Origin of the sequence: Haloferax massiliensis (assembly GCF_001368915.1) — an archaeon.
Classification (GTDB): domain Archaea; phylum Halobacteriota; class Halobacteria; order Halobacteriales; family Haloferacaceae; genus Haloferax; species Haloferax massiliensis.
The window spans coordinates 312823-327201 of the sequence record NZ_CSTE01000003.1; the positions used below are offsets into that span (position 1 = coordinate 312823).

Annotated in this window: 12 protein-coding genes; 5 read left to right on the top strand and 7 right to left on the bottom strand. The window is 68.5% G+C overall.

From position 1 onward, the window contains the following. Nucleotides 1–9: 9 nt before the first annotated feature. Nucleotides 10–1188 carry a M24 family metallopeptidase gene (locus BN996_RS14940; protein WP_089780385.1) on the bottom strand — a complete coding sequence of 393 codons (1179 nt, stop codon included), beginning with the start codon at nt 1186–1188 and terminating at the stop codon, nt 10–12. A 358-nt stretch (nt 1189–1546) separates the two neighbouring features. Here BN996_RS14940 and BN996_RS14945 point away from each other — a divergent pair, with 358 nt between their 5' ends. Continuing rightward, nucleotides 1547–2569, top strand: coding sequence for an LLM class flavin-dependent oxidoreductase (locus BN996_RS14945; protein ID WP_089780388.1), 1023 nt, complete (start codon nt 1547–1549; stop codon nt 2567–2569). A 67-nt stretch (nt 2570–2636) separates the two neighbouring features. Further along, entirely contained in the window at nt 2637–2993 is a 357-nt protein-coding gene (locus BN996_RS14950) for a DUF5658 family protein (RefSeq protein WP_089780391.1), read from the top strand. Between the two features lie 27 nt (nt 2994–3020). On the opposite strand, the gene BN996_RS20365 is transcribed toward BN996_RS14950, so the two are convergent. The 5 genes from BN996_RS20365 to BN996_RS14975 all read right to left on the bottom strand — a co-directional run bounded on the left by BN996_RS20365 (nt 3021) and on the right by BN996_RS14975 (nt 10322). Continuing rightward, entirely contained in the window at nt 3021–4901 is a 1881-nt protein-coding gene (locus BN996_RS20365; protein ID WP_089780392.1) for a hypothetical protein, read from the bottom strand. Between the two features lie 7 nt (nt 4902–4908). After that, the gene (locus BN996_RS14960; protein ID WP_089780394.1) at nt 4909–5715 is read right to left on the bottom strand and encodes a signal peptidase I; all 807 of its coding nucleotides are present in this window, start codon (nt 5713–5715) and stop codon (nt 4909–4911) included. Nucleotides 5716–5718: 3 nt separating this feature from the next. After that, entirely contained in the window at nt 5719–7395 is a 1677-nt protein-coding gene (locus BN996_RS14965; protein ID WP_089780396.1) for a TasA family protein, read from the bottom strand. Nucleotides 7396–7505: 110 nt separating this feature from the next. Beyond that, nucleotides 7506–8138: a TasA family protein gene (locus BN996_RS14970; protein WP_089780398.1), complete on the bottom strand. Its 633-nt coding sequence runs from the start codon at nt 8136–8138 to the stop codon at nt 7506–7508. 207 nt (nt 8139–8345) lie between these two features. Then, entirely contained in the window at nt 8346–10322 is a 1977-nt protein-coding gene (locus BN996_RS14975; RefSeq protein WP_089780400.1) for a helix-turn-helix domain-containing protein, read from the bottom strand. A 204-nt stretch (nt 10323–10526) separates the two neighbouring features. On the opposite strand from BN996_RS14975, the gene BN996_RS14980 reads away from it, so the two are divergent. The 3 genes from BN996_RS14980 to BN996_RS14990 are packed head-to-tail and all read left to right on the top strand — an operon-like array spanning nt 10527 to nt 13052. Then, nucleotides 10527–12233, top strand: a complete 1707-nt coding sequence (locus BN996_RS14980) for a sensor histidine kinase (protein WP_089780402.1) — start codon at nt 10527–10529, stop codon at nt 12231–12233. A 58-nt stretch (nt 12234–12291) separates the two neighbouring features. Next, nucleotides 12292–12657 carry a DUF8064 family membrane protein gene (locus tag BN996_RS14985; RefSeq protein WP_193310964.1) on the top strand — a complete coding sequence of 122 codons (366 nt, stop codon included), beginning with the start codon at nt 12292–12294 and terminating at the stop codon, nt 12655–12657. Beyond that, nucleotides 12654–13052 (top strand): hypothetical protein, encoded by a 399-nt coding sequence (locus BN996_RS14990; RefSeq protein ID WP_089780404.1) that lies wholly within the window; start codon nt 12654–12656, stop codon nt 13050–13052. Before BN996_RS14985 ends, BN996_RS14990 begins: the two co-directional genes overlap by 4 nt. Before the next feature lie 269 nt (nt 13053–13321). Here BN996_RS14990 and BN996_RS14995 read toward each other — a convergent pair whose 3' ends face one another. Continuing rightward, nucleotides 13322–14296, bottom strand: coding sequence for a DMT family transporter (locus BN996_RS14995; protein ID WP_089780405.1), 975 nt, complete (start codon nt 14294–14296; stop codon nt 13322–13324). Between the last annotated feature and the right edge of the window lie 83 nt (nt 14297–14379).

The window sequence follows — 14379 nt, forward strand, 5'->3', positions numbered from 1 at the left end:
GAGTCATAATTAGGTTGTGAATAGTCGCCGGGGGAAGTCGGCCAGCGGCTCCGCCCCGTCGGACGTGACGACGAACGTCTCGCTGAGTTCGACGCCGAAGTCGTCGAACCAGAGGCCGGGGATGGTGTGGAACGTCATGTTCTCTTCGAGGACGGTCTCGTCTCCGGGACGGAGGCTCGCCGTGTGTTCGCCCCAATCCGGCGGGTAGCCGAGCCCCATCGAGTAGCCGATGCGGTCTTTCTTCTCGATGCCGTACTCGGCGATGGTGTCGCGCCACGCCCTCTCGACGGCCTCGCAGGTCACGCCGGGTTCGACCGCGTCGAGCGCGGCCTCCATCCCCTCGACGACGATGTCGGCCCGCCGGGACAGCTCTTCGGGGGGGTCGCCCACGAACGTCGTCCGCGCGAGCGGCGAGTGGTAGCGGTGGCGACAGCCGGAGAGTTCGATGATGACCGGGTCGCCGTCCTCGAACTCGCGGTCGGTCCACGTGAGGTGCGGCGTGCCGGTGTGGTCGCCCGAGGGCATCAGCGGGACGATAGACGGGTAGTCGCCGCCGTAGTCGTCGGTTCCCTCGATGAGCGCCGAGTAGATGGCCTCGGCGGCCTCGTACTCGGGGACGCCCGCCTCGATGACGTCGAGGCCGGCCCGCATCGCGTTCTCGGAGATGCGGGCGGCCTCGCGCATGTAGTCGAGTTCGGCGTCGGACTTCTTGATGCGCACGCGGTTCACGAGGAGCGTCGTGTCCTCGAAACTCGCCTCGGGGAGGTTCTTCTGCAGGCGCGTGTACGACTTCGCGGTGAAGTAGTAGGCGTCCATTTCGAGGCCGACGCGCGCGTCGTCGACGCCGAGGTCCTCCAAGACGGCCGCGACGAAGTCCATCGGGTGGAGGTCGTGCGGCGACTGCACGTGGTCGTCGCTGTACGGCCGGATGCTGTCCTCGCCCAACGTGGTCGTCGCGCGCGCGCCGTTAGCGTCCATGTCGCGGCCGACCCACACCGGCTCGTCGCGGTCCTGCGTCACCACGACGCCCTGATGGACGTAAAAGGACCAGCCGTCGTAGCCGGTGAGGTAGTTCATGTTCGCGGGGTCGCTCACGAAGAGCGCGTCCAGTCCCCGCTCGGCCATCCGCTCTTTCGTCCGGGCGATGCGTCTGTCGTACTCGGCGCTGTCGAATACGGCTCTTGGCATGGGAACCTCTATCGAACCATCGGATAGTGCCCGTAAAAATTTTTTGTGGACCGTGGTGACGGATACTGTGTACACGGGTGAGATTCGAGAGAGACAATATTGAGCTATTTAGACAATACTATGCCCATAGTTTGTGGAGGATAATGATGGAATCGCCGGGCACTGAGTGCTATCCCTCGTATTGTGCGTTTCGTGTCCAGTTGTAAATTTGAATAACCCAGATTATTTAGAATATTTGAAAAATGTAAATTGTAGTAAAGATAGTTCAGAGCAATACTGCCTGTTTTAGAAACCGCAGGAACAGTACGCATCTGCTGGGAGCCAAATCGTTATTCCTCGCAGTCTCGGAGGCGGGGGTATGGACCTCTCTATCGTCGACCTCTCGCCGGTTCCAGAGGGCGGGACCGCGACCGACGCGTACGCGAACACCGTCGAAACCGCCGCGCAGGCCGAGCGACTGGGCTACTCGCGCTTCTGGGTCGCCGAGCACCACGGCATGGCGAGCACCCTCGCGGGGACGACGCCCGAGGTGTTGCTCGGTCACCTCGCCGCCGAGACCGACTCGATTCGGCTCGGTTCCGGCGCGGTGCTGCTCAATCACTACAGCCCGTTCAAGGTCGCCGAACAGTTCGGCGCGCTCGACGGACTCGCGCCCGGTCGAATCGACGCGGGACTCGGCCGAGCGAACGGGTCGCCCGCGTCGGACCAGGCGCTCGGGACGGACCGGCACGTCGAGGACCCCGACGGCGACCACGCCGAGAAGGTCGAGGCCGTCGTCAACCACCTCTACGACGACTACCCCGACGAACACCCCTACGCCGACCTCGAACTCCCGCGAGGGGACGGCGACCCGCCGGTCCCGTGGGTGCTCGGGTCGAGTCCGTCGAGCGCGACCATCGCGGGCGAACTCGGGTTGCCCTACTGCTTCGCGGGGTTCATCAGACCGCAGTTCGCCGTCCACTCCTTCGAGGAGTACCGCGAGAGCTTCCGGGCGTCGCCGCTGGCCGGCGGCATCGACGAACCCCACGGGATGGTCGCGGTGAACGCCGTCTGCGCCGAGACCGACGAGGAGGCGGCGCGAATCCGCGCGGTGGCCGAGGCGACGTACAAGCGGATGCGCCGCGGCGAGGTCGGCACGAGGCCGACCGTCGAGGAGGCGATAGACGAACTCGGCGGGGTTCCCGAACCCACGCCCGCGACCCTCGGAGCGAAGGAGTGGCCGCGCGCGATTTCCGGCAGTCCCGAGACGATTTCGGGGCTGTTGGACCAGCTCGCGGAGCGCGTCGGGGCCGACGAGATGATGATTCAGCACGTCGTCGGCGACCACGAAGACGGACTCCGCTCGCACGAACTGCTCGCCGAGGGCGTCGGCCTCGTCTGACGCGTCGGCGTCCGCGACAGTCTGCCTGCCCGGATAATTCATATTGCAGTCCCCCGGAATAAGGAGTGTGTCACGACTTCGGCATCTCCGGCTCGAAGACACGCCCTTCGAGGCCAGAGAGTTCTCGCTGCTCTGGCTCATCGCGCTCGCTACCTACGGCGTCGGCGACATCGTCACGACGCTGACGATTCTCTACTACGAGCGCCGGTTCGACGAGGCGAACGCCCTCCTCGTGGCGAGCACGGACGCACTCGGACGGTGGGGGCTCGTCCTCCCGAAGCTCGCCGTCTTCCTCCTCTGTCTCGGCATCTGCGTCTACGGCGCTCGCGTGGGCGACAAGGTGCTGTACTACCTCCCGCCGGTCGCGCTCGCCGTCATCGGAGCGTTCGCCACGGCGTTCAACCTCCGGCTCTTCGTCGGGTGAGCGGCGGAAAATCGGGGCGAAGAGCGCTCAGTCGGTCGCCTGTTCGAGCGTGAAGACGAACTCCACGTCGACGCTGTCGGTCTGTATCTCGTTTCCGGCTGACTCCCGAATCTGCCACTCGACGACGAGCGACAGTGACTCCCCGCCGTCGAGTCGGCCGAGCGAGACGGACTCGTTCCACACGTCGGCGAAGTCGAGATACGTCGTCTCGTCGCCGAGGACGTAGGTGCTCGTCCCGTTCGCCCGCTCGACGCGGAGCCGGACGGCGAGCGCCTCGTGGAGTTCGCCCTCGTCGGCTCCGCCGGTCGAGTCGACCGACAGTTCGGGGCCGGAGCGGCCGTTCTCGGCTGACTCGAACGGCATCGAATCCAGCGTCAACACGCCGGGGTCGCGCCCGCGGTTGGTGAGCGTCCCCGTCGAGTTACCCGCGGAGCCGGGCGCGACCGACTGCGTGTCGAGAAGCGAGACGCCCGCCCCGCCGGAGCCGAGTTCGAGGTCGACGCCCTCCGGGGCGCTCCCGGCGGTGTTCTCGACGGTCACGTCGAACGACGCGGTCTCCTCGGTTCGGGCGACTTCGGTCGAGCCGCGGAACAACACCGCGGTCACGGAGACGTAGCCCGTCGTGACGGCGGTCTCGCCGTCGTCGGAAGCCGCGAAGCCGGCGGTTCGGTTGCCGTCGGCGTAGGTCACGTCGGAGCCGAGTGCGGCGGCAATATCCACGGGGCTCGACTCCCGGACAGTGACGCGACGCTCCTCCTGCCAGCCCTCGTCGGGGACCCACGCGTTCACCACGAGCACGACGCTGTCGACCGCGCCGGTCCACGAGAGCGTCCCGGTCACCGGGCCGCTGAGCGTCCCGACCGTCCCGTCGGCGCTTCGGACCGTCGGCGGGTCGGCGGCCCCGACCGAAAGCGTCGGGTCGGGCGACGCCGACGATGCGGCCGTGGTCGTCGTTTGACTGCCGCCACCGCCTCCACCACGGCCACCTCCTCCGCCTCCACCACCGCCACCTCCTCCGCCTCCACCACCGCCCCCAACGCCACCGTCAGTGCCCGAGCGCGCCGTGGTGGTCGGCTCGGGACTGCTCGTCGGCGCGGGCGTCGGCGTGGGCGACGACGGGGTCGGGTTCGATGTCGTGGTCGCGGTCGGCGTCGACGCGGGCGTCGGTGTGTCTTCGTCCTCGTCGTCCTCGTTTGGCGGCGTATCCGACGTCGGCGAGGGCGGCGTCACGGTGACGTCCGGCGGCGACGGCCCGGGGTCGTCGCCGCCCCGGAGGTCCGAAATCGCGTCGTTGATTCCGCTGTCGTCGAGGAAGCGGTCGACGCTTCCGGGAGCGGCCAAGCCGGTGCCGACCAGCACGATGCCGACGACCACGAAGACGATGACCAACCGACCGGCGACCTGCGAGATCCGCGGCGAGAGCGTGCCGAGGAGCTTCGCCGACAGGAGCGAGGCGAGCGACAGCGGAATCGGGAACAGCCCCGCCCGCGACGGACGGTACTCGACCACCAGCGCCGTCTCGGTCGGCCGGTCGCCGGGTTCGACCTCGTCGCCGACGGCGACCGGGCGCGAGTCGGTACGGAGTTCGTCGCCCTCGTCGGGCGAGGGTCGCTCGCGTTCGACAAGCGCGGGTGTGGCGTCGGCTTCGGTGCCGGTGCCGGTGCCGACGAACGACGCCGAATGCGCGTCCCAACGCCGGACCGCCCGAACGACCCCGTGGACGGGCAGACGCTCGCCGGGAAGACAGAGGACGCGGTCGCCCCGTTCGAGCCGCTCGAAGTCGACCTCCTCGAAGTCGTCCGCGTCGCCGTCGACGAGGCGTCGACACCGGGTCGCGTCGGCGAGCATCAGTTCGGGCGACTGCTCGGGGGTCCAGTCGGGTGCGTTCGCGTCGTCCGGGCTGGTCACGAGGGATTCACCGCCCGTCCTCGAAGGTTTCGTCGGTCGGCGCGTCGGAAGGGCAGTCGACGGGGTCGGTCACCCACTCCATACCGTCGGCCGAGTCGGAGCGCGCGGGGGCGGACGCCGAAGGAGACGGGTCGGCGACTGCGACGGGGGGCGCCGAGAGGCGGACGCCCGTCCGCTCCGGGTAGAGCGCGACGCCACCGTCCGAGGCGCTGACGTAGTCAGTTCCGGCCGTCCCGGTCCCCGCGTCGGGCGAACCGTCGCTCCCGTCCGACTCGTCGGAGTCGACCTCGACGAGCGCGTCGGTGTACAGCGAGTAGAGTTCGGTCACGACGAGGAGCGCGCCGGGGAGGATGACGAACAGGACCAACCCGAGTCCCGACTGGACGAACTGCGCGGCGAGCCCGAGATACGGCACGTGGAACCAGACGCGACCGACGACGCGGTCGGCCGCGACGGGGTCCGAGTCGACGTCCTCGTTGGCGTCGCCTTTCGTCCGGAACACCGGGCCGTCGGCGCTTCGGTCCACCGCGACGACCCGGTGGGTCACGCGGTCGGTCCGCTCGTCGGTGATGGCGCTTCCGGCTTCCCGGTAGGTGATGATATCACCCTCCGAGATGTCCGCGGGCGGCACGTCGCGGACGACCACCACGTCGCCGGCGTCGAACGTCGGCGACATACTCCCGGAGAGGACGGTGTAGCTGGCGTCGGCCCCGAAGGCCTGCGGCGCGGCGAGCACGACGACGAGCGCGACGGCGACGAGGAGGACGACGCCGCCGAGGACGCGGGCCGCCGCGGCGAGACGAGACCAGTTCATCGGTCAGGCACCCCCGTCGGCGTCGTCTCCGTTCCCGTCGTCACCGCTGACGCTCTCGGGGGCGGCCGATTCGGTTTCGGTTTCGGAGTCGGTCGAGTCGGTTTCGGTTTCGGAGTCGGTCGAGTCGGTTTCGGTTTCGGAGTCGGTCGAGTCGGTTTCGGTTTCGGAGTCGGTCGAGTCGGTTTCGGACTCGGAGTCGGCCGTTTCGTCGCCTTTCCCGACGTCACCGTCTTGGCCGTCTTCACCGTCTCCGTCCTCTTGCTCGGATTCGGCTTCGTCGCCTCGTCCGGATTCGGTCTCGACGTCTTGGTCTTTCTCTCCGGCTCCGTCCTCGACATCCGCGTTCTCGACTCCACCGGCTTCTCCGTCCTCGGATTCACCGTCTTCCTCGGTCGTCTCGACTTCGTTCGTTCTGACTGCGTCGCCCGTCTTGACGTCGACGCGCATCACGAGGTCGTCGGGGTCGGCGTGCGAGTAGTGGTGCCACGAGAACTGGAGCGTGCCGGTGAGCGAGAACGACCCGTCTATCTCGCGGTCGATTCGGACGTGGTTCGTGCCGGTCGCATCGACCGAGACGTCGGCGAGAGTGCTCGTCTGCCCGGCGGCGGTGAGTTCGAGGTCCGAGACCGCGACCGACGACCCGGCGGCCGAGGCGGAGACCGTGACGCCGAGCGCGACCACGTCGTTCGCGCCGACGCCCTGTCCCTTCCACCCGTGTTTGTCCGGGTACTCGGTGCCGCCGACGGTCATCGTCACCTTGCTGCCGTCGAAATCGACGCGGAACGACTCGGTTCGACCCGACCACCACGCGTGTTGCCAGTCGCTGTTCTGCCTGTGGAGGCGAGTCTCGGAGCTTCCGGAGCGCTTCAGCACCGCGACTTCGTAGTTCTCCGGCTCCGAGTTGCCGTACACGAAGCCGTCGTAGGGCTCGCCGTAGCGGGCGAGCGTCGCCCAGTCCCAGCCGCCCATCGCGTCGCGGGCGTCGCCGGTGCCGGACGTCGAACCGTCGTCGCCTCCGTCATCGTCGTCGACCTCGCAGGACGCGCCGTCGTCGGCGTCGGGACGCTGGTCGAGCGCGAACCGGAGGTCGACGCCCGCGACGTCCGAGGCGACCTCGTTGCCGGCGCTCGACGGGAGCCGCCACGCGATGACGAAGTCGACCGACTCGCCGGGCGCGAGTTCGTAGTCGAGGTCGAACGTCTCGTCCGCGACGAAAATCGAGTCGAGGGTCGCGTAGTCCGAACTCCCGCAGAGGTACGTCTTCGACCCGTCGGCGGCTTCGAGCCACGCGCGGACTTCGAGCACCTGCGCGAGTTCGCCGTCCCCGACGCGGGGGTCGTTCTGCGACGGGGGCTCGGACTGGCCGTTCTCGTCGTCGGTGACGCTGAGCACGTCGATATCGAGGAAGCCGGTGAGCGACCCGCGGTTGCGGAGCGTCACCGACGCGGTGCCGCTGTCGCCGGGCGCAAGGCCCGACTCTTCGAGGAACGTGAGTTGCTCGTCGTCGCCGTCGACCGTCAGGTCGAGCGTGCCGACGCCGAACGACGCGTCGGCGCGCTCGGTGTCGGAAAACGCCGAGTAGGTGCCGACGCCCGCGGCGGCGCTTCCGGCGCTAATCGTGAAGAGTCCGCCGAGGAATCGGCGTCGAGTGAGCGTCAGCGTTGGTGTCTGTTTCGGCATCGAGAGGCGTGAAGTCGTCGTGCGCGTTCGGAGGGCCGGAACGAAAGAGCTGGACGCGGTCGGTTCGACCGGGTCGCGTCGTCCCCGTCGCCCGCGAACGCGAACTGTGGTTACTGGCTGTCTCGCTGGTTCAGTTCGAAGTCGAACTGGATGTCGAGCCCGTCGGCTTGGAACTCGTTTCCGGCGCTCTCCCGCATCTCCAGCGCGAAGGAGAACGTCTTCGTCTCGCCGGACGCGAGGGCGATGTCTTGGACGTTGGAGTCGTCGTCGCCGTCGGCCGCGTCGCTGTTGTTGTCGACCACGTCGGCCAACGTGGCCGAGCCGCCGAACCGGTCGGCGAGCACGTCGAGGCTCCCGACTTCGAACGTCGTCACGTCGAGGACGCCCGCGAGGTCCGCCACCGAGGCGTCCGCGTCGCCGTCGTCGCCGGCCGTGGCGTCGCTGTCGTTTTCGGTCAGCGTGAGGTCGATATCGAGGCTCCCGTCGAGCGTGCCGTCGTTTTCGAGGTCGACCTCGAAGGTGTCGGTCTCGTCGCCGGGCGCGAGGCCCGTGGCGCTGAAGCTCGCGGAACTGGCCCCGTCGGCGAGGCTCAGCGTCCCCGCCTGAAGCGTGTTCTCGGTGCTCGATTCGGTGTCGTTGAACAGGGCGAACGTGCCCACCCCGGCGGCGGCGCTTCCCGCGCCGATCGTGAGGAGGCCTCCGAGGGCGCGGCGTCGTGTGAGTTTGAATACTTTTTCTGCCATTGAGTTCTCCGTGCGGCCCACCGTACACCCACTCCCTTCCGTGACATTCTGGGTGGGGTGACCTTCAGACATCTCTACTCGATTACGCGGCAATAACCCGATACCACCATTATGCGGTATCCGGCAAAAACCGAGCGGCGTGATAGCCTTCGGCACAGTCCCGCCGGGACGAGAGGCAAGGCCGCCCCAGTGAGGCGACGCGTCGCCTCACTCGGCGTCGAACAGTTCGGCGAAGACCTTCCGCTGGGCCGCCCTGAGGTGTTGGGTGAACGTCGACCGCGAGACGCCGATGGCCTCGGCCACTTCGGCGGCGCTGCGGCGCTTCGGTCGCTCGAAGTAGCCCGTTCGGTACGCGACTTCGAGCGACTCGCGCTGGCGGTCGGTGAGGCCGGCCAGCACGCTCGCGCCGATATCGGACTCGACGGTGCGGTGGCTCCGCGCGGTCATCACGACGCTGTCGAAAGCCGCCGCGAGCGCCTCGACGAACGGGCCCGCCGGTCGCCGCCGGGAGAGGTCGACGACGACCGTCGCCTCGCCGTCCACGACGACGACCCGGTGGAGAACGCCGCCCGCGTCGGCGATGGCCGTCCCCAGCGAGGGCGCGAGCGTGTCGAACTGCGCCCGGACGACCCCGTCGCCGGGGGTCACGGCACCGGGCGTCACCCCGTCGAGACTCGCCAGCGCGTCTGTCACCGCGGCCTCGGACGCGCCGCGGACCGTCACGAAGTAGCGCTCGCTGTCGCCGCGGGGCAACGCCGTGTGGACGACGAGTTCCGCGTCCCGGCCGAGCGCATCGCCGACCGCCAGCAGCCCCGCGTCGCCGTCGCGGACGCGGAGGCGGACGCGGACGACCTCGTCGGCAACCAGCGCCTCGCGGCTCTCGGCGGTGCTGAGGGCGTAGCCGAGCGTCTCCGCCAGCTCTTCGAGCCGCCGGCGCTCCCGGTCGTCGTCGGCACCGCGGCGGTACACGCCGAGGACGCCGTAGTCGACGCCGCCGTGCCGGAGCGCGACGGCGACCGCGGTTTCGATACCGCCGGCGGCCGCGGCCGCCGTCCACCCGGCGTCGGGAGCGGTCGCCGGTGCGTCGGCGTCGGTGTCGGGTTCGTCGCCGACGGCGCGGACGACCGTCGTCCCCTCGCGGAAGGCGGTCAGACTCGGTTCGGTCGAGCCGCGCCGGACCGCCGCGTCGGCGTCGAAAACGCCCGCCATCCGGAGATACGACTCGTCGCCGACGACGGCGAGCGGGGCGAGTCCGCCGCCCGCGGTGCGCTCGCCCACCCACGCCGCGACGGTGTCGGGGTCGCTCCCGATGTACCGACAGAACGACTCCGCGACCTCGACGCGCGACGACTGTCGGACGAGAATCTCCCGAATCGCCTCCTTCGTGTCGCGCTCGCGTTCGAGTCGGCGCTGGTGGTGGACCTGCGCCGTGATGTCCCGGAGGACGCCGATGGTGCCGGGGAGTCCGTCGTCGACGACGTCGTCGGTATCGAGGATGCAGTGGCGCGTCTCGCCGCCGCGGTTGCGGATACGAATGTCGAGCGACTGCGGGACCCCCCGGTCGAGCGCGTCGCGGACGCGGGCCCGGTCGTCGGGGTGGACGACCGTCTCGACGATGTCGCCGGCGGTGAGCGCCGCGCGGTCGTAGCCGGTGAGCGTCGTCGCCGCCTCGTTGACGAGGACGACGACGCCGTCGCCGGCGACGAAGATGGCGTCGCGGACGTTCTCGACGAGCGTCCGGTAGCGAGCCTCGCTCTCGGCGAGCGCGCGCTCCGTTCGGTGCTTGTCGACGGCCGTCCGAACGCGTGTGGCGAGCGCCGCGGCGCTGTCGTCGACGCTCGTCTTGACGATGTAGTCGTCCGCCCCGGCCGACAGCGCGCTACTGGCGAGCCCCTCGTTTCCGGCACCCGTAAACAGGAGAAACGGGATGTCGGGTCGGTCCTCGCGGACCTCGGACAGCAGTTCGATGCCCGTCCGCCCGGGCATGTAGTAGTCGCTGACGACGCACTCGACGTCGTCTGTGAGGCGGTCGAGCGCGTCATCGGGACTGTTTGCCTCCCGGACGTCGAAGTCGGGGGCCACCTCGCGGAGTCGATGCACCACGAGCGTCAGCCAGTCGCGGTTGTCGTCGACGAGGAGGACCGTGACTGGGTCCGCGCTCGTCTCGTCTGTCGTCTCGGTCACGGCGGTTCTGTCGTCCGTGGTACATCTACTGAGATAAACTGTTCGGGTGCGGAACCCGAGCGGTAATCGAGAGAATAGGGAACGTTCGTTCGGTTTATTCCGACAAAGACGGGCAGAACCTCTCGCGAACAGACACGTCTAAGTACCAGAACGGGCACAGAACACGCACCGATGGACGCGAAAAGCGGTCGGACGCGGTGAGAGATGGGCTGGCAATACACAGTCTTGGCGCTTCCGACCCTCTTTGCAATGGTTACCGCGGTCCTGCTCGGAGCGTACAGCCTGCGGTACATGCGGGTCCACGGCCGGTCGCCCGAGCTCGTCGCGTTCTTCGCCGTGAACGTCGGACTCGTCCTCTGGACCGGGTTCGCGGCGCTCAAACTCCTGCAGACCGATCCGGAACTGAAGCTGCTTTTCTACCGGTTTCTCTACTTCGGCGTCGCGCCGCTCGGCGCGCTCGCGTTCCTCTTTACGCTCTTCCACACCGACCGAGTCAGCCGAACCACGCCCGGACTGGTCGCGGCGGTCATGACCGTGCCGGCCGTCTTTCTGGCGGTCCTCTTTGCGAACCCCGACGGTCTCGCTATCGAGGCGACGCACCTCGTCGAGACGAACGGCCTCGTCGTCCTGCGGGTCGACGTCGGTCTCGGTCACGTGGTGTTGCAGTTGCTCTACAACGCGGTGCTCTGCGCGCTGGCCGTCGCGCTCATCCTCTCCGAGGCGATTCGGTTGGGCCGGCCGTACATCCCGCAGGCGGTGTTGGTGAGCGTCGGCCTCGTCGCCCCGTTCGTCTTCACGGCCTGCAGTTCGCTCGGAGTCCCGCCGTTCGGGAGCGACGGCGTGAACCTCGTGCCGACCTCGGCCGCGGTCACGTCGGCCGCCATCGGCGTCGCGCTCTTTCGCTACCGGTTTCTCGACCTGCCACCCATCGCCTACACCACCGCGATGGAGGAGTCGCCCGACGGCGTGTTCGTCCTCGACGCCGACGAGCGAATCGTCCACGTCAACACCCGCGGCGCGGCGCTGTTAGAGCGCTTCGGCGCGGCCGTCGGCGACCCGGTCACCGCGGTCTCGCCGGACCTCGACCTGACGACCGAGAGCAACGACAGCGTCAGAACCACCCGAGAAGGCGGCGAAGCGGTGTACCTCAGCGCCCGCTCCCAGCGGCTCAAACGAGGCGACCAGACCGTCGGCTGGGTCATCGTCCTCCGCGACGTGACCGAGTTGCACCGCCAAAAACAGACCATTCTCTCCCAAAACGAGAAGCTCACGCTCCTCAACCAGATCGTCCGCCACGACATCCGAAACGACATGGCCGTCATCCTCGGCAACGCCCGGCTTATCGAGGAGTCGGTCGACGACGAGGTCGTGCGCGAACGCCTCGCCACGATACTCAGAAACGGGGAACACGCCACCGAACTCACCGTGAACGTCCGGAACCTCATGGCGACGATGCTCGACGACGAGGAGACGACCCGGCCGACGACGCTCGCCGGGCCGCTCTGGGCGGAAGCGAGCGCGGTCCACGACGGAACCGCCGACGCGGCGGTCTCGCTCCCCGACGAGCCGCCGGACGTGACCGTCGTCGCCGACGACATGCTGGGGACGGTCTTCCGAAACCTCCTCACGAACGCGGTGCGGCACAACGACGCCGACCGGACCGAAATCGACGTGTCGGTCGAGGTTCGAGACGGCGAGGCGCTCGTCCGCATCGCCGACAACGGGCCGGGCGTGCCCGACGAGCGCAAAGAGGAGGCGTTCGGCCGCGGCGAGAAGGGCCTCGAAAGCCCCGGGACCGGCCTCGGTCTCTACCTCGTAGACACCATCGTCAGCGGCTACGGCGGCGACGTGTGGGTCGAGGACAACGAGCCCCGGGGCGCGGTCTTCGTCGTCCGCCTGCGGCGGGCCTGAGAGCGGGACGACCGCACAGTCCCAACATTCAAAAAATCAGCACGCCGATAGGAAGGCGATGCCCTCCACCGTTCTGCCCGCCGGCGTCAGCCGATGGCGACTGGCCGTGTTCGCGGTCGTCGCCGTCGTGCTCGCCGGGCTATTGTCTCTCACCGACGAGCCGGTCAGTCCGGCGCTCGCGGCCATGGGACTGCTCACCCTCGTCTACATAGCCTCGACCGCGGTCGACGCCGTCCGCGAGCATCCCGCCTTCCCGCTCGCCTCCGCGGTGTACACGACGCTCCTGTTCGCCGGCGGGTACGCCAGCGGCGCGCTGTCGAATCTCCTGTGGGGCGTCCTCGCCGTCCTCTCAGCAGTCGGCGTCGTCGTCGAGGCGTACAACTACCGGCACGGAACGAGCTATCTCAGACTCGATTTCGAATGACGAGACTGAGCGAGACCACCGTTTCTGGGGCGATTGCCGTCGCGTCGCTCATCGTGGGACTCATCGTCGCCTTCGACGGCCCGGAGGTCGACCTCGCGGCCGGAGTCGTATGGACCAGCGCGACCGGCATGGTACTCCTGAATCTTCGCGGGAAAGTCCGCGAGGCTCGGAGCGACGAGCCGCCCGAACCGGGACCGCTCCTGCGTCTGGCCGAAGTCGATTACGACCCGCGGTACGACCGGTATCTCGGCGTCGTCCTGTTCGTCCTCGGTCTCGCGGCGTTCGCGGCGGTCGTCGCGGTCGACACGTCCGACTCGAATACGTTGTTCCTCGTCGGCGTCGGACACTTCTGTCTGATTTCCGCGCTGGCCGCGGTCGCGCTCTCCGATAGATAGTGCGAAAAGTCGGAATGACCACGCCGCCGTCAGCTGTTTTTTGAGAATCGGGCCAAAAAGACTACTTAGCTGGCTGGCAACTCTCAGGTGTCCGCTCGATACTGTCTGGTCGGCGGACTGGTGACATAACATCGCAGGCAGGCGGCCCATCCCGTGCCACCGGTACTCCGACCCTGCCCCCTCGGACTGCCGCCCGATGGTCCGCCCCTACATTTCTACCCTCTCACCGCGCGTTCCGCTGAGCGGCCGGCCCGCGACCAGTCCGCGACTCAGTCGCGGCTCGGAGCGCCGCCCCCGACGAGACCGGCCACGCGGGACTCGACTTTCCCGTAGGCGCGCGCGACTTCCGCGAGGAGCGACTCCGTCGCGAGGACGGCGAACCCGGTGAAGATAGTCGCGAAGCCGACGACGGTGAGCGTCGAAATCGACTCGCCGAGGAGCGCCGTCCCCCCGAGCGTGGCGACGATGGGCACGGCGTAGAAGACGAGGTTGCCGCGAATCGGCCCCACGTCGTCGAGGAAGCCGAAGTAGGTGAGATAGGCAACCGCGCCGGCGAAGACGCCGACGTAGGCGAGCGCGAGGAGCGCCGTCGGCGACCACGTGGCCGCGGCGAGCGACTCGCCGGAGGCGACGCTCAGGCCGTGGGTGAGCGCCGCGCTGACGGGGAGCGCCCACGCCGTGCGGACGGGGCTCGAAAGCGACGTGTCGGCCCAGCGGATGAGGACGGTCCCGAGCGCGCCGCTAACCGCGCCGAGGAAGACGACGCCCTTCCAGAGCGCCTCGCCGCCGAGCAGGTTCGCGGGGTCGACGCCGACGACGAGGCCGACGCCGAGGAGGCCGATGAGCATCCCGAACGCGCCGCGGGTGGAGAGTCGTTCGTCGGCGAGGAGCGCCATGGCGAACACGGGCGTCAGAATCGGGTTGAGGCTGAAGATAATCGACCCGACGCCGCTGGAGACGTGCTCCTGTCCGACGAACAGGAGAGCGTTGGCGAGTCCGATGACGAACACGCCGGTGGCGAGGATGCCGACCACGTCGCGGACCGACCGCGGGAGCAGTTCGGCGCGCGGCCGGGTGGCGACGACGTAGCCCACGAGCAACACCGCCGCGATGTCGAACCGGAGCGCGACGAACAGGAGCGGCGGCAGGTAGTCGAGGCCCGCCTTCGCGGCGACGAACGTCCCGCCGAAGAAGAACGCCGTCAGGGCGAACAGGACGAACCGCCGGCGCGTCGCCGTCACCATGCCGCACCTCCGAGCGAGAGACCGAACGCAGAGTGAAGTGAACGCATCTTGGATAGTCGTACGACTCCCCCACGTATAGTTTG